We start from the raw sequence: 22,215 nt of genomic DNA on the forward strand, positions 1-22,215 counted from the left end.
CCTGCCGGGAGCGAACGCTGGGGCTGCGGTTGAGCCAGGCATGAAAGCCCGACCGGGATACATCCAGCGCGTCGCACAGCCATGCCACCGGCCAGATCGAACGGTGCTTCGCAATGAAAGCGAACCTCATATCGCTTCCCTCGCGAAGTAGGCTGCGGCCTCTTTTAGGATGTCGCGCTCCGCCTTCAGCTTCGCGACTTCCTTGCGCAGTCGATCAATCTCCTGCTGCTCCGGCCTCATCTGACCATGGCCGGGAAAGGCGTGCTGCGGATCGGCACTGAGCTCCCGTATCCATTTGCGCAGCACGTTCTCGTGCAAATCCAGATCGCGGGCCGCCTGCGCAACCGCAACGCCCCGATCCTTCACCAATCTCACTGCCTCAAGCTTGAACTCGCGGCTGAACTTCCTTCTTCGCATTCCCACTCTCCAGTTCCATCAAACACCTTATCTCGGTGTCCACGAAACCGGCAGCAGGCCAGGCCGTCGAAGCTGCTATCCAGCAATTTCGTGCGTCAGCGGACGCTTTCCTTGAAAACAATCCAGAGGTTGCCCACGGCAGCCGCGGGCAGCGACTGCGGCAAGCACGGGAAGAGGTCATAGCGGAGTATCGACAACTGCTTGAAGCTAAGCCAGGCCTCCCCTCAAAGCCTCAGAATGAACTGATGTGGTGGATGCCCCCTTCGTCCGGCATCGTATGATGTCATCTGCGCCGATGTGGCGCTGTCGAAGGAGGAGACCATGTCAGACGTGCATATTTTGGCGATCGACCTCGCCAAGCGAAGCTTCCAGGTCTGTGGCACTGAGGGGTGGGGCGTGTGTGGATGCCCCCGACTTTGCAAGGGTTTTCTTCCGACTTCGTTTGCAACACGGTGGCTTCTATCGGTCGTGTGTCAGGCCTCTGGTCGCGGCCTGCGCCACGGGGCCGGTATGCAGTTCGAAGAACAGGGTCCACATCGGTTCAGAGAGCTTTGTGCTCGAGCCCCGGGACTGGTTTTCCCCGTCCTGAACATTGAAGTCCTTGCCGCATAGGTCGTCGGTCGATCTCCTTGCCGGGGTCAAATGACCCCGAGGCGCTTGCCGTTTCCCTCCGCTTGGAGTTGACCGCTCACGCCATTCGGTAGTTCTGCTCCCTGGTCATGACTGCCCATATAATCCGCGCCATCTTGTTCGCCAGCGCGACGGCGGCGACCATGCGAGGCTTTCGCTCGACAAGCCGCCCCAGCCAATTGTCCGGCGTGGCGCCCTTGCGCACGACCCAGCGGATCCGGCTCATGGCGCCGACGATCAGCAACTTGCGGATGTCGGTCTGCCCCATCTTGCTGACCCCGCCCAGCCGTGTCTTGCCGCCCGTGGACCGCTGCCTCGGCACGAGGCCCAGCCAGGCGGCGAAATTCCTGCCGCTGGAGAAGGTCCGCAGATCTGGCGCGAACGCCATCACTGCACCGGCCGTCACCGGGCCCACGCCGGGCACCGTGCACAAGCGTCGCATCTCGACGTTCTCCTGCATAGCGTCTCTCAGGCTGAGGGTCAGTTCGTTGATCTTCACCGTGAGAAGATCGATCTGATCGAGGTAGAGTTGGGCGATCTCCCTGACAGTGTCGGGAACCTCGTTCGTATCATCCTCCAACAGAGCCGCCGCCTGCTTGAGATGGGCCGGTCCTTGCGGAAAGACCAGGCCGAACTCGGCCAGGTGGCCTCGCAGCGCATTGATCAGCTGCGTGCGCTGGCGGACGAAGCACTGGTGAGTTCGGAACGTCACGGCGCGCGCCTGGTGTTCGGCACTCTTCACGGCGACACAATGTATGTTCGGACGCAGCACGGCTTCGGCAATCGCCGCCGCGTCGGCCGCGTCGTTCTTCTGCCGTTTGACGAATGGCTTAACGTAGATGGGCGGCACCAGGTGGACATCGTGGCCGCTTTGCTGCGCGACGCGGCCCCAGTAGTGGCTGGTCGCACAGGCTTCCATCGCCACAATGCACGGTTTTTGCGCGTTTAGCATTTGCATCAGCTTCGCGCGCGATAGCGTTCGATTGAATAGAACCGCCCCACCCCGATCAGTGCCACAGACCTGGAAGCTTCGCTTGGCGAGGTCGATCGCCAAAATATGCACGTCTGACATGGTCTCCTCCTTCGACAGCGCCACATCGGCGCAGATGACATCATACGATGCCGGACGAAGGGGGCATCCAGGCATCCACCACATCAGTTCACTTTCGAAAAGATGGACGTTCCCAAGTCGTTCTCTTGGCCGCTGCGTGACTGGGTATCTGAAGTCGTGAAATGCTCTCCGTCTTGGCCTTCCCAAATGGGTATGCCAATGCACTCTATGACCGAGCATTTCAGCCTGTAAGCCTGGCCGACAGCTCCACCAACTTCGGCGCAGCCCTGCCGCAGGCAAAGAACCAGGGATTGGCGAAGTCGGCGTCGTTGGCTTGGTTGCGCTTGCCGTATCGAAGCGGCTTACCGTCGAGCGTCAGGGTCTGGCCGCCGGATGCCCGCAGCACGGCGTCGCCGGCCGCCGTGTCCCATTCCATCGTTCGGCCGAAGCGCGGATAGAGATCGGCATCGCCGCGGGCGAGCAGCCCGAACTTCAGCGAGGAGCCGACCGAGCAGATTTCGGCATCGCCGAGGCTGTCGAGGAAGGCGTCGGTCTCCGGCGTGCGATGCGACCGGCTGGCCACCACGGTCGGCCGCTCCGGCAGCTCGCGAACGGCGATCGGGCGCCGCTCGGTCACGGCAAAATCCGCACCAATCTGCGCCATCGTCGCGTGGCCCGGACGACCCGAAAAGATCTCGCCGCGTACCGGGGCATAGACCGTGCCGACCACCGGCGCGCCGCCCCGCACCAAAGCGATGTTGACGGTGAAGTCGGGCTTGCCGTTGATGAATTCGCGCGTGCCGTCGAGCGGGTCGATGAGGATGAAGGCGTCCTCGGATGTATCGCTGATAACGCCGGCGGCGACCTCCTCCTCGGCCACGCAGGGCATACCTGGCAGGGCTTCCCGAAGGCCCGTCAGGATGATGATCTCGGCGGCGCGGTCGGCCTCGGTGACGGGGCTCGAATCGCTTTTCGTTTCCGTCGTCAGCCCGCGGTCGCGCACCTCGAGGATCCGCCGGCCCGCCTCGAGCGCCAGGCGCTCGAAAAGCGCCAGCAGGCGGTCGTCATCCAGCATGCCGTTCGGCTCGCTCATCGGCTGCGACCGTCGAGCCAGGCCGCGATCTCCTCGACGAGCTCTTCCGGCGCACGGCCCGTCGTGTGCAGGTGGATCTCGGCGTTTTCGGGTTCCTCGTAGGGCGAATCGACCCCAGTGAAGTTCTTGATCTTGCCCTTCAGCGCCTTGGCATAAAGCCCCTTGGGATCGCGTCGCGCGCATTCCTCGAAGGGCGTGTCGACGAAGATCTCGACGAACTCGCTTTCTGCCATCATCTCGCGCGCCATGCGCCGCTCGGCGCGGAAGGGCGAGATGAAGGAAACGAGCACGATGAGGCCGGCATCGGTCATCAGCCGGGCGACTTCCGATACCCGGCGGATGTTTTCGACACGGTCGGCCTCGGTGAAGCCGAGGTCGCGGTTCAGCCCATGCCGGACATTGTCGCCATCGAGCAGATAAGTGTGGCGACCAGAGGCATGCAGCTTCTTTTCCAGGAGATTGGCGATGGTCGACTTGCCCGAACCCGACAGCCCGGTAAACCACAGGACATGGGGCGCCTGGTGCTTGGCGGCTGCACGCGCGGCCCGGTCGATGTCGAGGTCCTGCCAGTGGATGTTGGAGGCGCGCCTCAGCGCATGCTCGATCGTGCCGGTGCCGACCGTGCGGTTGGTCATCCGGTCGACCAGCACGAAGGCGCCCGTGGCGCGGTTTTCCGCATAGGCATCGAAGACGATCGGGGCCTGCGTCGACAGGTGGCAGAGCCCGACCTCGTTGATCTCCAGCGTGCGCGCGGCTTCATGCGCAAAACTGTTGACGTCGACGCGGTGGCGGATGTCGGTGATGCTGGCGGGAACCTGGTCGGTCTCGGTGCGCAGCAGGTAGGAACGGCCCGGCACCAGCGCGTGTTCGTCGAACCAGACGATGTTGGCGGCGAACTGGTCCGCCACCTCCGGCCGCGCCGCGGCGGCCACCAGCATGTCGCCGCGCGAGGCATCGACCTCGTCGGCAAGCAGGATCGTGACGGCCCGGCCGGCCTCGGCCCTCGGCAGGTCGCCATCGGCGGTCACAATGCGCTTGACCTTGGTGCGCCGGCCCGAACGCGCCACGACGATTTCGTCGCCCTCGGCGATGGCGCCCGAGGCGATCGTGCCGCAGAAACCCCGGAAGTCCGCATTCGGCCGGTTCACATATTGCACGGGCAGCCGGAACGGCTTGGCCATCAGATCGTCGTCGACCTGGACCGCCTCGAGATATTCGAGCAGGGTTGGCCCCTGGTGCCAAACGGTCTTCGGCGAGCGCATCGTGACGTTGTCGCCGAGCTTGGCCGACATCGGGATCGGCGTCAGCGTCGCGAAGTTCATCTCGGCGGCGAAGGAGCGGTATTCCTCCACGAGGCGATCGAAGACCGCTTGATCGAAATCCACGAGGTCAATCTTGTTCACCGCAAGCACGACGTGGCGGATGCCGAGCAGCGAGGCGATGAAGGTGTGCCGGCGCGTCTGGGTCAAGATGCCCTGGCGGGCATCGACCAGCACGATCGCCAGATCGGCCGTCGAGGCGCCGGTGGCCATGTTGCGGGTGTACTGTTCGTGGCCCGGCGTGTCGGCGACGATGAACTTGCGGCTGTCGGTCGCAAAGAAGCGATAGGCGACGTCGATGGTGATGCCTTGTTCGCGTTCGGCTTCCAGCCCGTCGACGAGCAGCGCAAAATCGATGTCGGCGCCGGCCGTGCCGTATTTACGCGAATCGCTCTCCAGCGTCGCCAGCTGGTCCTCGAGGATCAGCTTGGTGTCGTAGAGCAGCCGCCCGATCAGGGTCGACTTGCCGTCATCCACGGAGCCGCAGGTGAGAAAACGCAGGAAGGTCTTTTCTTCCTGGCGGGCGAGAAACTCGTTCAGTTCCTCGTTCTGGGCGGCGGGTTCTTGCGCGCGTCCATGCATCAGAAATACCCCTCGCGCTTCTTCTTTTCCATTGAGCCGGCCTCGTCGCGGTCGATGAGCCGTCCCTGGCGTTCCGAGGTGCGGGCGATCAGCATCTCCTGCACGATGGCTTCCAGCGTGTCGGCTTCCGATTCGATGGCGCCCGTCAGCGGATAGCAGCCGAGCGTACGGAACCGCACCAGACGTTCCTGGACCACTTCGCCGGGCTCAAGCACCAGCCTATCGTCGTCGCGCATGATGAGCATGCCGTCGCTCTCGACGACCGGGCGCCGCTTGGCGAAGTAGAGCGGCACGATCTCGATCTTCTCGCGCAGGATATACTGCCAGATGTCGAGCTCGGTCCAGTTGGACAGCGGGAAGACGCGGATCGATTCGCCCTGCGCGATGCGGGTGTTGAAGATCTTCCACATTTCCGGGCGCTGGTTCTTGGGGTCCCAGCCATGGCTGGAATTGCGGAAGGAGAAGATGCGCTCCTTGGCGCGGCTCTTTTCCTCATCGCGCCGCGCGCCTCCGAAGGCTGCGTCGAAGCCGTGGCGGTCCAGTGCCTGGCGCAGTGCAGCGGTCTTCATGACATGGGTGTGCACGTTGGAGCCGTGAGAAAAGGGACCGACGCCCTCGCGCACGCCTTCTTCATTGATGTGCACCATCAGGTCGAGCCCGAGCTTCGCCGCCATCTGGTCGCGAAACTCGGTCATCTCCCGGAACTTCCAGGTCGTGTCGACATGGAGAAAGGGAAAGGGTGGCGGGGCGGGATAGAACGCCTTCAGCGCCAGATGCAGCAGCACCGACGAATCCTTGCCGATGGAATAGAGCATCACCGGCTTGCGAAAGTTGGCCGCCACCTCGCGGAAGATGTGGATGGATTCCGCTTCGAGGCGGTCGAGATGGCTCAGTGACATCGAGGTGGTCCCTGTGTTTGGCTTCAAGCGCGTTCGGTCTATGCGCCAACGAAGGGGCGCGGCGCTCGGTGGCAGAGTTCTGCGGCAGTGGCCACCCCGGTTCAAGGTACCATTTGCTAAGGGGAGCATCTCCTGGAGAAGTGGTTTCCATCGATTGCGACAACCGTCTGGGGGCGCAACTTTCGGGGATCAAACGCGACCGATCATGCGGCTTTGCTGCCGTTCTTCCGGTCTATCACACGGGACGGTCGCTTCTCAATCCGGCCCAGCTTCAAGTCGAGGGCAGGGCAAATTATGGTGCAGCCACCCTTTCCCCTACCGCAAGTCATTTGCTTTGCTGTAAGCACCGCAGCGATGGTCGCATCAGCACCGGTGTGACCGGGTCGACCGGTCAACGTCTAAAGAGCATCACATGACCCCCACAGTTTCCGTCATCATGCCGCTCTACAATTCAGTCGAGTTCATGGATGCTGGAATCGAATCCGTCCTGCGCCAGACCTTTGTTGATCTGGAACTGATCGTCATCGACGACGGCTCCACGGACGAAAGCCTGAACCGCGCGCACCGCTTTGCCAAGAAAGATCAAAGGGTCCGCGTGCTTTCGCTGAGGAAGAATGGTGGCGCCGCGGTCTCGCGCAATCACGGGATTGAAAAAGCGCGCGGGCGATACATCGCCTTCCTCGATTCGGATGATCTGTGGCAGGCCGATAAGCTGGAGCTTCAGTTGAACTCGATGAGAGAGCGCGGCGCCGTCTTTTCATACACCGACTATGCCGTCGTTTCTCTCGACGGCACAGTCCGACGGACCGTTTTTGCTCCCGATAGGGTGAGCTATTACGACCTGTTGAAAAACACGACGATAGGCTGCTCGACGGTGATCTACGATCGACAGGCCCTGGGAAACCGGATGTTCCCGTTGATCCGCAAGCGGCAGGATCTGGCTCTATGGCTCTCTATTCTTCGCGACGTCGACTTTGCCCACAGAGGGGGCCCGGTCCTCACCAGCTATCGAGAACGGCCACGGTCGCTGTCGGGGAACAAGATCAATGCCGCTCGCTACACGTGGAGAATATACCGCGCATTCGAAGAACTGCCCCTGTCCCACGCCTTGTACTACTTTGCGCGCTACGCGGTCTCATCCGTTCTGAGACGGCTGTGACATAAGCTCGTCAGGCACCGTGCAACGAACGGCGTCCGATGCCGAAATACTCGATCCCGTGCCGGGCCATCAATGACGGATCGTAGAGGTTTCGCCCATCGAATATCACTGGCCTCTTCAACTGCGTCCGGATGAGATCGAAATCGGGGGCCGAAAACGACTTCCATTCCGTGATGATGATGAGTGCGTCCGCGCCGGTCAGCGCTTCTTCCTTGCTGTCCGCGATATGCAGGTCGTCGCGTACCCCATAGATGCTCTTGCAGGCTTCACCGGCCTTCGGATCATAGGCCCTCACGATGGCGCCCATGCGCCAGAGCTCTTCCATGAGCGCGCGCGAGGGCGCCTCGCGCATGTCGTCGGTGTTCGGCTTGAAGGCCAGTCCCCACAGTGCAAAGCATTTCCCGGCGAGATCTGATCCGAAATACTTGACAATCTTCCCGGCGAGTACACCCTTCTGCTCGATGTTGCGCGACTCGGTCGCCTTCAGCAGCTTCATGTCGTAGTCGTGGTCCCCGCCGCTGCAAATGAGGGCGCGCAGATCCTTTGGAAAGCAGGCTCCACCGAAGCCCGCGCCAGCGTAGAGGAAATCATATCCGATCCGGGGATCGCTGCCGACGCCGCGACGGACGAGTTCAATGTCAGCACCCACAAGATCGGCGAGATTAGCGATTTCGTTCATGGTGGAAATTCTGGTCGCGAGCATGCAGTTCGCGGCATATTTGGTAAGCTCCGCGCTACGCACGTCCATCACGATGATCTTCTCATGATGGCGGTTGAAGGGCGCGTAGAGGTCGCGCAGAACGCGCTCGGTCTCGGCGCGGGCGGTTCCGACAATGATGCGGTCGGGTTTGAGGCAGTCCGCCACGGCCGACCCTTCCTTGAGGAACTCAGGATTCGAAGCCACGTCAAAGTCGATATCTTGACGTCCGCGAGCCGCCAGCTGCTTGCGGATGGTCGATGCGACCTGCTCGCTCGTGCCAACCGGGACGGTCGACTTGACCACGACGATGCTCGGTTCCTGCATGAAACGGCCGATCGTCTCCGCGACGGCAAGCACGTGACGCAGGTCGGCTGAGCCGTCCTCGTCGGGCGGTGTTCCAACAGCAATGAATTGAATCTGCCCATGTGCCGCCGCTGCAGCCGCGTCGGTTGTAAAGGCGAGTCGTTGTTCCTCGCGGTTCCGGGTGACCAGATTTTCCAAGCCCGGCTCGTAGAACGGAACCCGTCCCGCGTCGAGCAAAGCGACCTTTTCCGCGTCGATATCGAGGCACAAAACATCATGCCCGCTGTCTGCCAGTGCGGCTGCCTGCACCAGCCCGACATAGCCGGTTCCGAACACCGTAATTTTCATTGTGATTCCTGCCTGATCGAAAGATGGCCGTTGTCGGTCGCTCCGTCTGGAACTCGACGAAACACCAATAGTGCAACGCACACCCTTTTCGCCTTTCTCGCCGACGCTCTCAATACCCTATGCGGCCGATCCGTCGATCACGACGCCCAGAGATGATCGTACTGTATGCGGGAGAGGAAGGCTCTGCCGAGCCGGCCAGTCAGATGGTTGCTCTGTCCCTTCCTCTGGTCTAACAGGAACGTGGGACGAACAGGTCAGAGGCGCATCCGGCGAAATGGCGAAGACGAACGACAAGCGCACGGCGTCCGGCCTGGGCACATTTGGATTGCGCGTGTTCAACAAGCTTTTCCAGCGTTCTACCATCGCACGGACCTACAAGGACGTGGCCGGGCTTTCGCAGCAGATTCGGCGCATCGAATCCAGGCCGTCGAGACAGCTGCGCCTGATGGACGGCCAGGAACGTCCTTTAGCATTTTCGTGACGCAAAGGCGCGCGCCCCGCTTTTCAGTGATCGTGCCGATCTACGAACAGTGGCACCTCTTGTGTGCCCTGATGGAGCGCCTTGCGGAACAAACCCTCGCGCACGACGAGTTTGAGATCATCGTTGTCGACAACGGTTCTGTTGCAGTGCGTCCTGAACTGGTTTCTTTGCCGAACGCACAGCTTTTGCACTCCCTTGGTTTCGGTTCCTATGCAGCGCGCAACGAGGGCGCGCGCCGGGCATGCGGGGAGTGGCTCGTCTTTACAGATGCGGACTGCCTGCCTGAGCGGGACTGGCTTGACTGCATGGCTCGCGCGGCACAGCAGGGTGAGAACGCTTCAAGCCTGCTGGCCGGCGCGGTGGAAATGCGCGCCAGTTCGCCTTCCCCGAGCTCATTCGAGATCTATGATCTCCTGAAGGGCATTCCACAAGCGCGGTACGTAAAGCGAGGCTATGCCGCAACCGCCAATCTGGCGGTGCCGAGGCTTGTCTTCGAGCAGCTGGGCGGCTTCGACAACACGAGGCTTTCAGGCGGCGACGCGGATTTCTGCAGGCGCGCAGGTGCCGCAGGCTTTCCCATCCGCTATGTGCCGCAAGCGCGGGTTGGCCATCCGGCTCGAACGAGCTGGGCTGATATTGTCACCAAGGCGCGCCGCATCAAAGGTGGCCAACTGAGGTCGGGCTCCCGCCGGCGTCGACTTGCGTGGGCGATCCGTACGATGCTACCGCCCGTTTGTGGAGCATGGCTGTTCCTGCGTCGGCGTGACAAACCTCTGAACCACCGCGTTTTGGCAACAATCGTGCTTTTTCTGCTATGGTTCGTGGAAGTGTGGGAACTGTTTCGATTGCTGACCGGACGGAAAGCAGAAAGGCGATGACATCCTGGCTTGTTCAAATAGCCGCGGATGGTAGCGCCGCCGCTGCGTCACTCGAGGTGACCCATAGCTGTTGCTGAGCCACCTTCAGCCGCGCAATCTGGCCAAGTCGGTGACCGTCGAGTAGAAAATCGTTGGGAAAAGCACTTGGGTGGAACTGGTTGGCTCCCGTACCACCAGTCTCTCGTCTGCGCCACAATGCAGACCGCGTCAGGCGTACTGCAGGCGAAATTGATCAGGGATGCACGCCTTACCAATCCTTCGCAAAATCGTTCCAGTAGCCGAATTGGGTACAGTTGAGCCCTGCCCGCTTTCTCCGCGGATCGACCAGTTCCGGTCTGGTGAGGATAACGGCCCGGCAAAGATGCCCGGATACGAGAACCTTGTAGCCTTCCTGATCCGCCCGAACTATGACGCCTACCCCGCCAGGTACGCGACGAGGCCCCCCTCAAGGCAAGACGGGAGAATTCTTCAACACATGCTAGACCCTTCATGCGCGCCTGCCAGAACGCAAGGAATTGAAACCGAATCCTCTACGACCTAGCGAAACTGGATACTTCCGGAACGGCCGGAGCCGCTTCAGCCCCTCTTTTGACTATTTACGAACCACGAAAAAAACGGACCGACAACAGTTCACCTCAAGCTTGGCAAGCGGGAATGCATCCAGTCATCGAGCACATGGCCGATATCGAGAGCCACCGCTCCGCGCGCGCGCGCGCGTCCGATGAATATTTTGCCGATGACGCCGCCGGCTACCAGAACGAGGTCTCCCGGACTGGCCAATTCTTCGAGTTCCTGGAGCAGGGACAGATAGACGAACGGCAGCGGCTGCGAGCCGTTATGATATTTCTCGTTGAGAGCCGTCTTGTGGTGGGTCGGGATCGTGACCGTGTTGATACGCCGGCCCGCCGCGAGGCCTGAGGGAAGATTCTCGGTCCTGGCACTACTCACGACGATGACCTTACGTGCCGAAGCCGCCAGCCGGGCCACGGCCTCGACGTCCTTGAAAAGCGCGATATTCACCTTGTCCTCGCTTGCCAGTGCCGTCGAAGAGATCAACTCGGAGATGCAGCTCAGAACATTAAGTAGCCCGCGCCCCTGCAACGACTGCGAAATTGCGGCGCTGTGGTCGCCGCAATCCCGGATGAAACGGTACACGGCCGGGATGCCGACGACGTCGGCTTCTGCAACGGCCTGCCGGGCCTCTGCAACTATCCTCAATCGAAGATCTTCAGGAAGCTCCGCTCCCCACCAGTGTCGTTCCCGGTTGGCGGAATCGGCAAGGTCGAAGAAGGGCCCCTCGGGGAAGAGATAGCCTTCGCCGTCGCTGAGGCGGATTAGAGAGAAGGGCTTCGCGTCTTCGAGCGCCGCGCGCACGAGGGATAGAAGCGCCTCGGCCTGACCCGCATTCGCGCGGGCTTCCATGAAGCGCATTCGGGGGCGAAGCGCGTCGTAGGCCGGCCGGACATACGCGGTGAAGTCACGCGCGATGCCCCGCGGCGCCGTGAGCATAAACTGTCGTTCGACATGAACGTGGGCCCAGCCCGGCACGGGTCGGCCCTCTAGGAAATCCAGGTTCCGGAGCTTGAGCAGTTCGAACGGAGTGGCTCGGTCCTTCAACTCCTGCCGCATTCGTTCGGCTTCGGCCTGACGTTCAGGCGCGCCCCGCAGCCTGCGCAGCACGTCGATCTTCCTGTCTATCGAAAGACTTTCGTGGCGCAACTTTGCACCAAGCCAGAAATGGTCGAGCTGTTCCAATGTGCCGCAGCTGATAATTCCGAGGAGCAGAAGCCTCTCCAGGTTAGCTCTCACCTGGGCATCGTCACTGTATTTATAAACAAACGCCGCGATCGCTTCCAACTCGAGTTCAGCGATCTCGATATTTCCCCATTCCAACTTTTTCAGATAGATCCACGTGCCTACTGCGGAACCGGATGGCCATTCTGGGAAGGCGTGGAAAATAGTATTGACAGCGGGGTTACGGTTCTGGAGCATTGTCTCCATCGCGCTGATGACCGCGAAGGACGAGAACACCCCGGTTTTCTCGTTGAGCTGCAACCACTCGCCAGGCTGTTCGGCGCTGGAAAGCGTGTATTCAAGGAGTTCAAGGAGGTCGGGTGTGGGCGAAGGCACGGCGCGACGCGTCCGTTTCGGCCCTTTCAACACGGGCGAATTTATCTTCATATTGGTATAGAGTTGGAAGAAGCGCGCGGCGTTGTGAGTGTTCACAAGCAGGAAGCTTCCCACAAGCTCGGTAATTGCCAGAATAAGGTTAGCCGCTCGGCCTGACAGCGCCGGGCTGGCGTTGATGGTACTGACGATGGCGCGCTTGGCCCAGCTCTTGACCCGCGCCCTCAGCTTTCCTCTGATCGGATTATTGGAAGCAGGTGCGGGGTTAGACGCCGCCGCCAGCCGCGCCATGGCGCTCACAAATTCTTCTTGCTCCTTCAGGTAGTCCGGCGTGGCGGAGGGATCCCGCTGCGCATAGGCCTCAAGCCAGCATTCGCTCGGCGGATAAGGCCGCCAAAACATTTCAGAAAGCTCGGCAAGCGTGACTTCGAATGTCAGCCCGCTCTTGACGAAACCATAATAGTCCGCGCTCACAGGGTCGAAGTCAAAGTTCTGGTACACAGGTATACCGCGGTGAAGTAGCTCGATCACGACCGATGAGTTTCCGACGACGGCGATATGATCCTCATCCGGAATCTTGTCTGCAAACGTTACGCCGGACGCGCCGAGCACTTGATCCAGTGTCCTATCAGCCGCCGCCGGATGCTGCTTGATGACGATCTTGTCGACTGCGGGGTTCCTCCTCAACGCGTCAGCTACCAGTTTTGCCCGATCCGACAAGACGCGAGAGGTGGGGTAGACCACGACCGTCAGGCCGCTTCCGCGCTGCTTGAAAAGCGCCTCTTTTGAAAACGCCTCGGAGTGGCGCGGAATGACGAAGACCCTCCCGGCCGCCGGGCCGATTGCCTCGTAGATCTGGCGGGATTGCTTGTTCCGCAGCACGCTGTAGTCGAAGTCCAGCTCAGGGAAACTCTCCGTTACCTCTGCATGTTGCAGATAGATTCGCGGAACACCCAGCCCCTTTAGAACCATTGAAAGGGCTACTTGCGCCGGCGAATGATCGTTGGCCTGGACAAGGGCGGCCGGCCTTGCTGCCCCGTCTTGGGAGAAGGCGAGCAGAAAATTGAAGAAGGAACGGCTGTAAAGGATCTGTTGGTGCACGATGCTTGCCGTGACGTCGAAGCGGCTCTTGTAGAAAGCTTTCACTTCATCGGCGATCTTCTCGAGAGCCTCCTTCTGCTCGTGGTCCAGTTTTGAGGCTGAAATGCGTTCGCTGTAAGAATAATTGCTGTTCAATATCTTAACGCCGACAGGATGGCAGATGCGTTCAAAAAAGCTGAATTCGCGCAGATTATTCGGTGTGCTTCCGTGGCAGGCGAAGTTCGCAAACTCCGGTACGATCGTCTTGAACCTTCGCCCCCGAAACTTCTTTTCGAAGAGGGTGACCGCATGGCTCCGTTTTTCCTTGATGTCGATTTCGTTTTCGAAGGCCTCCCAGTGGCTTTCGCCCAAGCGATGCTCCATCAGATCGTCATAGTTCGGATTGCCGTCGATAATCCTGCTGACGCGCTTCAGCCCCAAGGCATGAAACTGCAGCATGTTCGCGACGTCGGGCATAAACTCCCCTCACCTGTTTTGCGCAGCGATGTTGCAAAAAACGGTACCAAGACTCGGCAATGAAGCTGCTCGCAGGCCCCCACCGAACGCAAAGGCTGCAAGAATTTGTTACAATTCAGCTTCGCAAGCGGCCTGTTCTTCCAGAACTCCGCTGTTCCATCGAACGAAAGCCTTTCCAGACATTCAAGACAATCGCCGGGTTGGTTTCGGTTTGATGGCCACTTACAAGGTCGTAGTCCCAACTGCAACACTATCAAAGCGGTGCAGGCTGAACCACCGTGCCCGCTCACGGGTGTCACTGCTCTGGCCGCACCAGACCAACTCGCAGACACCATCAAAAAGGCTCTTGCCCGCACGGGATGTCCAGATACGACGCTAAGCGTTGCAATGGCTTTCCTGTTGTGCGACATCCGGCATGAGACAGCTCTAGTAGATTTTGGGACCCAAGAATGCTCTCCAATTCATCCATCCTTGTCACGGGCGGCACCGGGTCGTTTGGGCATACCTTTGTTCCTATGACTTTGGAGAAATACAATCCAAAGCGGTTGGTGATCCTGTCGCGAGATGAAATGAAGCAGTGGGAGATGGCAAAGCTCTATGGGGACGATCCAAGGGTGCGCTTCTTCATTGGTGATGTTCGAGACAAGGATCGGCTGCAACGCGCTTTGGATGGCATTGACTTTGTGGTGCATGCCGCGGCCACGAAGATCGTGCCAACGGCAGAATACAATCCATTCGAGTGCATCAAGACGAACATTATGGGCGCCATGAATCTCATCGACGCCTGCATTGACCAGAAGGTGCGCCGGGTGGTCGCGCTCTCGACGGACAAGGCGAGCAGCCCACTCAATCTCTACGGCGCCACCAAGCTGGCCTCAGACAAGCTGTTCACCGCCAGTAACTCTTATGTCGGCCATCAGGACACGGAGTTCGCAGTGGTCCGCTACGGCAACGTGATGGGATCGAGGGGCTCGGTGATCCCCTTGTTTATGTCCATGGCTGAAAGGGGCGAACTGCCCATCACCGACGCTCGCATGACCCGCTTCATGATCACGCTTGAGGAAGGGGTTGAGCTGGTATGGAAGGCTTTCGATGATATGATTGGGGGCGAGATCTACGTGAAGAAGATCCCCTCAATGAACATCATGGATATCGCAGCGGCGGCGGCTCCCGAAGCCACGCACCGGGTCATTGGCATACGGCCCGGCGAGAAGCTGCACGAGCAGATGATCGGCGAAGAAGACGCGCCTTACACGTACGAATATGACGACTACTATAAAATTCTTCCCTCTATCAACGACTGGTACAAAGATCCCCGACGGATACAGGACGGCAAGAAGGTCTCCAGCGAATTCGTTTATCGTTCGGACACAAACCCCGAATGGATGAACAAATCCGTGTTGATTGACTGGATCGAACAAAACCGAGGGAAGATTGGAAAAATCTAGCCAGATCATTCCTTACGGCCGACAGGACATCAGCAAGGCAGACATTGAGGCCGTCGTGTCGGTGCTCCAGTCTGACTACTTGACCCAAGGACCCGTTGTCGGTCGCTTCGAGCGTGCCGTCGCAGATATTGTCGGCGCGCGGTATGCAGTGGCGTCCAACAGCGCCACGTCGTCTCTTCACTTGGCCTGCCTCGCACTGGGAGTCGGACCGGGAGACGTGGTGTGGACTACTCCCGTCACGTTCGTCGCCAGCGCAAACTGCGCGCGCTATTGCGGGGCAGGCATCGATTTCGTCGACATAGACCTCAAGAGCTACAACATCAGCGTTTCGCGCCTTTCGGATAAGCTGAGAGCCGCGCGGGATTCGGGGAGACTGCCGAAGGCTCTTGTTGTCGTTCACCTTGCCGGCCATTCTGCCGATATGGAGCGTATCCGCGAGTTGAGCCGGGAGTACGGTTTCGCTGTCATAGAGGACGCATCGCACGCCATCGGTGGGAGCTACCGCTCCACAAAGATCGGCAGTTGCGCCTTCTCGGACATAACTGTCTTCAGCTTTCACCCAGTGAAGATCGTCACCAGCGGTGAAGGCGGCATGGCGTTGACCAACGACGCCGATCTCGCGAGGTCAATGGCGCGGCTGAACAGCCATGGCATTACGCGCGAAACGGCCGAAATGAAGCAGGAACCGGATGGTCCATGGTACTACGAGCAGATCGGTCTCGGCTTCAATTACCGGATGACCGACATTCACGCAGCGCTGGGCCTGAGCCAGCTGTCGCGACTGGAGGAATTCCTGGCGCGGCGACATGCACTTGCCGCACGCTATGACGCGGCATTGTCAGATCTACCGCTCGTTCTGCCGTGGCGAGATCCGCGCGACTATTCCGGTTTTCATCTCTACATCGTTCGACTGAACGATGGCGACCAGAGCCGGCACCGCTCGGTCTTCGAGAAGCTTCGCGCCAACGGCGTTCTGGTAAATCTGCACTACATGCCTGTCTACCGGCAGCCGGATTTTCAGCAGTTTGGTTTCAAACACAGCGACTTCCCGGAAGCAGAGGCCTATTACGCTACCGCCATAACCATTCCGCTTTTCCCTACCATGACCGAGCCTCAGCAAGATTATGTGGTGAATGCGCTGCGTGAGGCGCTGCGGTGATTGTCAATGTCGCGGTGATTCCGGCACGGGGTGGCAGCAAGCGAATTCCCGGCAAGAACGTAAAGCCTTTTCATGGCAGGCCAATGCTGGACTATGCCATTGCGGCGGCGCGTTCTTCCTCTCTATTCACCGACATACTGGTGTCGAGCGATGACGATAAAATTCTGGCTGAGGCTGAGCGACTGGGGGCGACGCCTCTGCGACGACCGGTTGAACTCTCCGACGACCATACGCCAACGCTTCCGGTGATCGCTCATGCGATCAGCGCTCTCGATCAAGAACTTGCGGAAAGCGACCTCGCGGTGTGCTGCATCTACCCCTGTGTTCCGTTTCTGGAACCGAACTATCTGCAGCAGGCCCGGCGGGAGCTTGAGAGGCACCCTACCCGGTTCGTCTTCCCAGTCGTAGAGTACCCCTCCCCTCCGCAGCGCGCTTTGGTGAGATCCGACAACGGCAATCTTGCGCCGCTGTTTCCTGGCCACGCCGCAACCCGGACGCAGGATCTGACTGCCGCCTGCTACGATGCAGGTCAGTTCTATTGGGCGGCGGCGCCAACCTGGCTTTCGACCGGTTCCGTGCATGACAACGGCATCGGGCTTCTCATCCCGTCCTGGAGAGCAGTCGACATCGATACGCCGGAAGACTGGTATCGAGCCGAACTGCTGTATCGCACACTCAACGTTCCGGAGCCGGACCCATGCGCGTCCTGATCAGGGCAGATGGTTCCTCGGAAATCGGGCTGGGGCATCTGGTACGATGCCGAACTCTGGCAAGAAGCCTGGTTGCAAAAGGCGCCAACATTACCTTTGCTGCTCGCATGTTGCCCGACCAGCAGTCCGCCATGCTGGCAGCGGACGGCTTCGATGTCATCTCGCTGCCGGGCGATGCTGACGGAGATGAACGTCGCGACGCGGAAGAGACGCTTGCCGCAGCCCGCGGTGGTACCTTCGATTGGGGTATCGTGGACAGTTACTCGCTCGGCCGAGAGTGGGAGGCAACAGCATCACAGTTCTGCCGCGGCCTGCTGGCGATCGACGATTTCGGGAAGCGGCCGCACCAATGCGATATTCTGCTCGACCAGAACTATCGGTCGACGAAAGACCATGTCGGGACGGCTCCTCCGGACGTCGCGCGTCAACTTCTTGGCCCGAAATACGCGCTTGTCGATGAAAGCTATCTGAAGGTTACCCCGAGGATGCGCATGGCGGCTGCGCGCGCACTTGTCTTCTTCGGGGGGGCGGACGCACCCAACCTCACTGCTCTGGCACTCGAGGCGCTTAGCGATCCGGAACTGGCGGGGGTCGAACTGGACATCGTCGTAGGGGCAGCCAACGTCCACGCGGCGGCGATCGACGCCAAGGTGAAACGGCGAGGAAATGCAACCGTACATGGAATGCAGCCCAGTCTCGCTCCCCTAATGGATCTCGCCGATTTTGCCGTCGGCGCCGGCGGTTCCACGAACTGGGAGCGGCTCTACTGTGGGCTGCCGAGCCTGGTTGCGAGCGTCGCGGACAACCAGGTGCCGGTGTGCCAGGCACTCGCTGCAGACGATCTCATCGCATATGTCGGCCCCGGTCAGGAACTGTGCGCTGCAGAATTGGCGTCTCGAATTAAGGGTCTGATGGGAGACGGCGAACGCTTCGCATCCATGTCCCAGAGAGGCATGGCTGTTGTCGACGGTCTCGGCGCGCGGCGCGTGGCAGAGATAATTGCACCAAGTGCGCCATCCGGCTACCGACTTCGCAGCGCGTCCAGGCGTGACTGCTTGCTGTACTTCACGTGGGCGAACGAGCCTGCCACCCGGCGCAATTCACTATCCGGCGACGAAATCACGTGGGCCGACCACGAGATCTGGTTCGGAGCAAAACTGAAGTCGACCAGTTGTCTCTTTGTACTAGAGACGTCGCTAGGGCTGCCTGTGGGGCAGATACGCTTCGACACGGCCGACGGCGCCGAATTCAGGTTGAGCTTTTCAGTGGATCAGTTCATGCGCGGCCGTGGAATCGGGACGTCCCTCGTGGCGCTTGGACTTGAGAGAATGAAAGCCAGAGCCCAGAGCATTGTCGCTGAGGTGAGGACCGAGAACGAGGCGTCGGCTCGCGTGTTCCGTCGCCTGGGTTTCCAGCATGTGGGACGGCACGACGACGTCGACCGGTTCCGCATTGCCATCAACTGATTTGAAGAGAGGACCGACGATGACTTTTATGATCCGCGACATCCCCATCGGCCGGGACCATCCGCCCTTCATCATCGCGGAGATGTCGGGAAATCATAATCGGTCCTTGGACCGTGCGATGGACATTGTCGATGCTGCGGCTGCGGCAGGCGCGCATGCCATAAAGCTGCAGACCTACACTGCGGACACGATGACGCTCGATCTCGAAGAGGGCGACTTCTTCATCTCCGATCCCAACAGCCCATGGACAGGACGCTCCCTCTACAATCTGTATGAGGAGGCTCATACGCCGTGGGACTGGCAGAAGGCGATCTTCCAGCGTGCTGCCATGCGCGGCCTGATCTGCCTGAGCACACCGTTTGATTCATCCGCTGTAGAGTTCCTCGAGAGCCTGGACGCCCCCTGCTACAAGATAGCATCGTTCGAAAACACGGACGTGCAACTCGTGCGGCGAGTCGCGGCGACCGGGAAACCGATGATCATTTCCACAGGAATGGCGACGGTTGCCGAGATCGACGAAACAGTTCGCGCGGCGCGCGCCGCGGGCTGCGAAGACATCGTATTGCTCCAATGTACGAGCACATACCCCGCAACCCCGGAGAACTCGAACATCCTCACCATACCCCACATGCGCGAGCTATTCGGCACGGAAGTGGGACTGTCGGACCATACCATGGGGGTCGGTGTGTCAGTCGCCAGCGTGGCGCTTGGAGCATCTGTGATCGAGAAGCATTTCACACTCGCGCGGGCTGACGGAGGCGTCGACAGCACGTTTTCGCTAGAACCTGACGAGATGAAGCAACTGGTCGTGGAGACTGAACGCGCGTGGCAGTCGTTGGGTTCTGTCCAATACGGTCCGCATCGCGCCGAGAAGAAATCGCTGCAGTTTCGCCGTTCGCTCTACATCGTCAACGACCTGCCAGCAGGCCATCGGATTACCGAGGGTGACGTTCGTGCGATCAGGCCGGGTGGCGGATTGCCTACAAAATATCGTGACGTAGTGATCGGTCAACGCCTGCCGCGCGGTGCGAAGCGAGGCACGCCGGTTACATGGGACCTGTTCACAAGGGACGACAAAATATGACATGTTCTTTCCGGCTGATCCGTCCCTTCAGATTGCTTACCGATCGGCATCTCACAGCGGAGCCTGATATGGCCGCTATACATCGCAGCATCACGTTCAAAAAGCGTGGCTCGCCCCTTCTGCAAGGGGGCTTTGAAGGCAGATTGAGAGGTCTGCTCTAACGTCTCCGGTCTCGCGATGTCATGCTCGCGGCCAAGATGGGATACCTACGTCCAGTCCTCAAAAAAGCGCCCGGCATTGAAGTGCGTTTTTCTGACCAGGCTGTCGGAACTCCGGTCGACCGGGATGCCATCTTCCTTTCTTTCCCACAGAATCGTGAGATCATACGCCGACTGCTCCCGTGGCAGGCGTATTCGTCAGGCTGCCGCGCCAAGGAGTAGCATTGCAACGTCGCCCACGCGATGCTTTTTATGTTGCAGCCACTTCATGACCATGCGAGGTGATGCTCGAAAAGTATCAGAAAAAGGCGGCACAATGCAAAGCCGGATTGCAACTCTAGTTTCCCCAAAAATTCTAGAATGGGACGTGGTCCAGTTGCCTGACACTCCCCCCACGCCAAAAGATGTGGTTTGTCGCACGAAAGTCTCTTGCATTTCGCCCGGGACGGAAATCGCAGCCTTCACTGGTATGGATCCGCTACGACCAGGTCCTGTCTATCCCCGATTAGTAGGCTATTGCAACGTTGCCGAAGTCCTAGAAGTGGGATCAGAGGTTGCCAAGGCAAGGGTGGGCGATTACATATTGACCCATCAATCTCATCGAAGCGCTTTCATTACTCATGAAGATAACATTCTAGCTCATGTGAGCGACAAGATCGATCTTGCACAAGCTAGTTCCACATATCTGTTTCATCTTGCGTACTCCGCGCTGCTAAGGTCGAAGTTTGCGCCCGGCCACAAGGTGGCTGTTGTTGGCGCCGGCACTCTAGGTTTAGCGGCGATCGCACTTGCGACGGCCTCCGGAGCGGAAGTAGTCGCTTATTCTAGCCAGCCTAATGTTGCTGATAGAGCAACCTCTTTCGGCGCGCGGGCTGTCCTACAAAAGGCTGATGAATCGCAAGATGGGACGGCAGATATCCTCATCAGCACGAGCAACACTTGGGAAGACTGGCACTGCGCTCTGAGGGCAGCTAGCCCAGGCGGCACGATAGCGATACTTGGCTTCCCCGGGCGAGGAGTGGGGCCAGCTCAATTCAATCCGTTGGCTTCGCAGTACGTCTATGACAAGCAACTGACTTTGGTAGCTTGTGGGCAAGTGCCAAATCTCGATGTTTCTCCGCTGCATATCAGGTTCACATTAAAGCGGAATATGGAGTGGCTACTATCCCTAGTAGCAAACGGACGGCTGCCGGCGCATCTCATGGTGTCTGAAGTGGTCCCAGCAGCAAATCTGGAAAAAATTTATGAGCGTCTTGCAAATCGTGATCAGTCTTTGGTGACTGCGGCATTGGAGTGGGAAAATTGAAAAGAACTACCGCGGCAGTCGTAGGATGCGGCAGGATGGGGGTACTCACGACGGACAGGACACGTTCGTTGCTCCCGCAGGCTTGGTTCCCACTTAGCCATGCGGACGCAATAATGGCTAACGATCAGTATGATCTGGTAGCTGTTTGTGACGTCGATCCTCAACGAGCATCCAAGGCTGCAGATTACCTGGGATTACCCAAAGATGCTGCCTTCACCAATATTGATGAAATGCTCCGTGTCCATCGTCCAAAGGTGCTTGGTATTGCGACAAGAACCCCTGGCCGGATCGACCTTATAAGAAGCGCACTAGATGCCGGCGTTCTAGGTATCCACTGCGAAAAACCTCTCTCTCAATCGTATGGCGACGTCGTTGCGGTAATTGATGAGGTCTATAGAGCTGGCGCCCACTTTAGCTACAGCACGTTGAGGCGTTTCATGCCTGCGTATCGGCAGGCTAAGCTTTTGGCGGATGGTGGTACCATTGGAGAAATTCGTGAGGTCGTCGTCGACCTTGCTTTCAAGGACATGCTGCTCTGGTCACACCCTCACAGCGCAGATCTTCTAATTTACTTCTCGGGTGACGACGTAGAGTCAGTCAACGCAGTCTGCGACTTTGGTGGCGCATCTGTAGATGGCAGGGTCCTGGATTGCGATCCCCGCCTAGATTTCGCACGCGTTCGATTTAAGTCAGGTCGGCTCGGCCTCATCACGAGCACAGATGGTATGAACGTGCGTATAACCGGAACTGAGGGGTCTATCCAGATTCGAGCTAATGGCGAGAGCATCGAGGTAAGCCGCAGGGGCGCGTGGTCCACTTTCACGGAGCGAGAGGTAATCAGATCTGCCAATGGACCAAGCGGGACATATCAAGCCTTCGAAGAACTACGGACTGCAGTGGAATTAGGCGCGCCACTTGCCGTCCGACTCGATGAAATCAAAGCAAATCAACGAATTCTATGGGCGATTGCAACTTCTGCTTTGCGAAAGGGTGCGACCGTACATTCTGATGAGGTCGACGAGGACCTTATCATTACGGGCAGAGTTGGAGAGATGACCGCCTGACGGCTAGCACTACCACCGGTGCTTTTCGCTGTCGGACTAAGGTTTAGTGCATCTTCTCGCGTGTAGACGGTTCCGTGACTCGGCTTTGTCGAACCACTCTATGAAAGCGGCTTCCTCGGCCGCTTCATCGTAACCCTTCGGCGTAGGACGCCTTGTGCGGTTGGAAGGCGGCCAAGAGATTGTGCGTATGGATATGCATACTCACACTCACACTCACGAAGTGTCCCGGCTGGAGGTCGTCGACACTGGTCGCCGCCGTCGATGGACGGATGAAGC

17 protein-coding genes and 1 pseudogene are annotated in these 22,215 nt (G+C 59.3%); 11 read left to right on the top strand and 7 right to left on the bottom strand.

The window, feature by feature from the left end; all coding sequences use genetic code 11:
* Positions 1-417 (bottom strand): annotated as a pseudogene (locus GRZ55_RS22585) (transposase); the annotation flags it as partial.
* A gap of 29 nt (positions 418-446) precedes the next feature.
* On the opposite strand from GRZ55_RS22585, the gene GRZ55_RS23835 reads away from it, so the two are divergent.
* Positions 447-698: a hypothetical protein gene (locus GRZ55_RS23835; protein WP_368856669.1), complete on the top strand. Its 252-nt coding sequence runs from the start codon at positions 447-449 to the stop codon at positions 696-698.
* A 407-nt stretch (positions 699-1,105) separates the two neighbouring features.
* On the opposite strand, the gene GRZ55_RS22590 is transcribed toward GRZ55_RS23835, so the two are convergent.
* The 4 genes from GRZ55_RS22590 to cysD all read right to left on the bottom strand — a co-directional run bounded on the left by GRZ55_RS22590 (position 1,106) and on the right by cysD (position 5,991).
* Complete coding sequence (locus GRZ55_RS22590; RefSeq protein WP_169289206.1) at positions 1,106-2,119, bottom strand: IS110 family transposase; 1,014 nt, start codon at positions 2,117-2,119, stop codon at positions 1,106-1,108.
* 220 nt (positions 2,120-2,339) lie between these two features.
* Positions 2,340-3,191, bottom strand: a complete 852-nt coding sequence (cysQ, locus tag GRZ55_RS22595; protein WP_246734943.1) for a 3'(2'),5'-bisphosphate nucleotidase CysQ — start codon at positions 3,189-3,191, stop codon at positions 2,340-2,342.
* Positions 3,188-5,092, bottom strand: a complete 1,905-nt coding sequence (cysN, locus tag GRZ55_RS22600) for a sulfate adenylyltransferase subunit CysN (protein ID WP_169289207.1) — start codon at positions 5,090-5,092, stop codon at positions 3,188-3,190. Before cysN ends, cysQ begins: the two co-directional genes overlap by 4 nt.
* Positions 5,092-5,991: a sulfate adenylyltransferase subunit CysD gene (gene cysD, locus GRZ55_RS22605; RefSeq protein ID WP_246734944.1), complete on the bottom strand. Its 900-nt coding sequence runs from the start codon at positions 5,989-5,991 to the stop codon at positions 5,092-5,094. Before cysD ends, cysN begins: the two co-directional genes overlap by 1 nt.
* 412 nt (positions 5,992-6,403) lie before the next feature.
* Between cysD and GRZ55_RS22610 the strand changes: the two genes are divergently transcribed.
* Positions 6,404-7,150 (top strand): glycosyltransferase family 2 protein, encoded by a 747-nt coding sequence (locus GRZ55_RS22610; protein WP_169289209.1) that lies wholly within the window; start codon positions 6,404-6,406, stop codon positions 7,148-7,150.
* A 10-nt stretch (positions 7,151-7,160) separates the two neighbouring features.
* Here GRZ55_RS22610 and GRZ55_RS22615 read toward each other — a convergent pair whose 3' ends face one another.
* Positions 7,161-8,501 carry a UDP-glucose/GDP-mannose dehydrogenase family protein gene (locus GRZ55_RS22615; protein WP_169289217.1) on the bottom strand — a complete coding sequence of 447 codons (1,341 nt, stop codon included), beginning with the start codon at positions 8,499-8,501 and terminating at the stop codon, positions 7,161-7,163.
* A 274-nt stretch (positions 8,502-8,775) separates the two neighbouring features.
* Between GRZ55_RS22615 and GRZ55_RS23575 the strand changes: the two genes are divergently transcribed.
* Both GRZ55_RS23575 and GRZ55_RS22620 read left to right on the top strand, forming a co-directional pair.
* Positions 8,776-8,982: a hypothetical protein gene (locus GRZ55_RS23575; RefSeq protein ID WP_246734945.1), complete on the top strand. Its 207-nt coding sequence runs from the start codon at positions 8,776-8,778 to the stop codon at positions 8,980-8,982.
* Entirely contained in the window at positions 8,979-9,860 is an 882-nt protein-coding gene (locus GRZ55_RS22620) for a glycosyltransferase family 2 protein (RefSeq protein WP_368856667.1), read from the top strand. The genes GRZ55_RS23575 and GRZ55_RS22620 overlap by 4 nt, the downstream gene beginning before the upstream one ends.
* Before the next feature lie 630 nt (positions 9,861-10,490).
* Here GRZ55_RS22620 and GRZ55_RS22625 read toward each other — a convergent pair.
* On the bottom strand, positions 10,491-13,544 hold the full coding sequence (locus GRZ55_RS22625; RefSeq protein WP_169289211.1) for a hypothetical protein: 3,054 nt from the start codon (positions 13,542-13,544) through the stop codon (positions 10,491-10,493).
* A gap of 449 nt (positions 13,545-13,993) precedes the next feature.
* Here GRZ55_RS22625 and pseB point away from each other — a divergent pair, with 449 nt between their 5' ends.
* The 7 genes from pseB (at position 13,994) to GRZ55_RS22660 (ending at position 21,939) form a co-directional block, all read left to right on the top strand.
* Positions 13,994-14,992, top strand: coding sequence for a UDP-N-acetylglucosamine 4,6-dehydratase (inverting) (gene pseB / locus GRZ55_RS22630; protein WP_169289212.1), 999 nt, complete (start codon positions 13,994-13,996; stop codon positions 14,990-14,992).
* Between the two features lie 4 nt (positions 14,993-14,996).
* A complete protein-coding gene (gene pseC / locus GRZ55_RS22635; RefSeq protein WP_169289218.1) occupies positions 14,997-16,151 on the top strand; it encodes a UDP-4-amino-4,6-dideoxy-N-acetyl-beta-L-altrosamine transaminase in 1,155 nt (384 codons plus the stop codon).
* On the top strand, positions 16,148-16,861 hold the full coding sequence (pseF, locus tag GRZ55_RS22640; protein ID WP_368856668.1) for a pseudaminic acid cytidylyltransferase: 714 nt from the start codon (positions 16,148-16,150) through the stop codon (positions 16,859-16,861). The genes pseC and pseF overlap by 4 nt, the downstream gene beginning before the upstream one ends.
* Positions 16,849-18,327 (top strand): UDP-2,4-diacetamido-2,4,6-trideoxy-beta-L-altropyranose hydrolase, encoded by a 1,479-nt coding sequence (gene pseG, locus GRZ55_RS22645; protein ID WP_169289213.1) that lies wholly within the window; start codon positions 16,849-16,851, stop codon positions 18,325-18,327. Before pseF ends, pseG begins: the two co-directional genes overlap by 13 nt.
* A 19-nt stretch (positions 18,328-18,346) precedes the next feature.
* Positions 18,347-19,411: a pseudaminic acid synthase gene (gene pseI / locus GRZ55_RS22650; protein WP_246734946.1), complete on the top strand. Its 1,065-nt coding sequence runs from the start codon at positions 18,347-18,349 to the stop codon at positions 19,409-19,411.
* A 426-nt stretch (positions 19,412-19,837) separates the two neighbouring features.
* On the top strand, positions 19,838-20,875 hold the full coding sequence (locus GRZ55_RS22655; RefSeq protein WP_169289214.1) for a zinc-binding alcohol dehydrogenase: 1,038 nt from the start codon (positions 19,838-19,840) through the stop codon (positions 20,873-20,875).
* Positions 20,876-20,910: 35 nt separating this feature from the next.
* Positions 20,911-21,939 (top strand): Gfo/Idh/MocA family protein, encoded by a 1,029-nt coding sequence (locus tag GRZ55_RS22660; protein ID WP_256379837.1) that lies wholly within the window; start codon positions 20,911-20,913, stop codon positions 21,937-21,939.
* Positions 21,940-22,215: the final 276 nt, after the last annotated feature.

Origin of the sequence: Chelativorans sp. ZYF759, from assembly GCF_012911015.1 — a bacterium.
Lineage (GTDB): Bacteria > Pseudomonadota > Alphaproteobacteria > Rhizobiales > Rhizobiaceae > ZYF759.

What these genes read in the sequence shown, in the direction of transcription:
- cysQ (WP_246734943.1), bottom strand. Translation starts at nt 3,191, where the DNA reads ATGAGCGAGCCGAACGGCATGCTGGATGACGACCGCCTGCTGGCGCTT.
- GRZ55_RS22610 (WP_169289209.1), top strand. Translation starts at nt 6,404, where the DNA reads ATGACCCCCACAGTTTCCGTCATCATGCCGCTCTACAATTCAGTCGAG.
- GRZ55_RS22615 (WP_169289217.1), bottom strand. Translation starts at nt 8,501, where the DNA reads ATGAAAATTACGGTGTTCGGAACCGGCTATGTCGGGCTGGTGCAGGCA.
- pseB (WP_169289212.1), top strand. Translation starts at nt 13,994, where the DNA reads ATGCTCTCCAATTCATCCATCCTTGTCACGGGCGGCACCGGGTCGTTT.
- GRZ55_RS22655 (WP_169289214.1), top strand. Translation starts at nt 19,838, where the DNA reads ATGACCATGCGAGGTGATGCTCGAAAAGTATCAGAAAAAGGCGGCACA.
- pseI (WP_246734946.1), top strand. Translation starts at nt 18,347, where the DNA reads ATGACTTTTATGATCCGCGACATCCCCATCGGCCGGGACCATCCGCCC.
- pseG (WP_169289213.1), top strand. Translation starts at nt 16,849, where the DNA reads ATGCGCGTCCTGATCAGGGCAGATGGTTCCTCGGAAATCGGGCTGGGG.
- cysD (WP_246734944.1), bottom strand. Translation starts at nt 5,991, where the DNA reads ATGTCACTGAGCCATCTCGACCGCCTCGAAGCGGAATCCATCCACATC.
- GRZ55_RS22625 (WP_169289211.1), bottom strand. Translation starts at nt 13,544, where the DNA reads ATGCCCGACGTCGCGAACATGCTGCAGTTTCATGCCTTGGGGCTGAAG.
- GRZ55_RS22660 (WP_256379837.1), top strand. Translation starts at nt 20,911, where the DNA reads ATGGGGGTACTCACGACGGACAGGACACGTTCGTTGCTCCCGCAGGCT.
- cysN (WP_169289207.1), bottom strand. Translation starts at nt 5,092, where the DNA reads ATGCATGGACGCGCGCAAGAACCCGCCGCCCAGAACGAGGAACTGAAC.
- GRZ55_RS22590 (WP_169289206.1), bottom strand. Translation starts at nt 2,119, where the DNA reads ATGTCAGACGTGCATATTTTGGCGATCGACCTCGCCAAGCGAAGCTTC.
- GRZ55_RS23575 (WP_246734945.1), top strand. Translation starts at nt 8,776, where the DNA reads ATGGCGAAGACGAACGACAAGCGCACGGCGTCCGGCCTGGGCACATTT.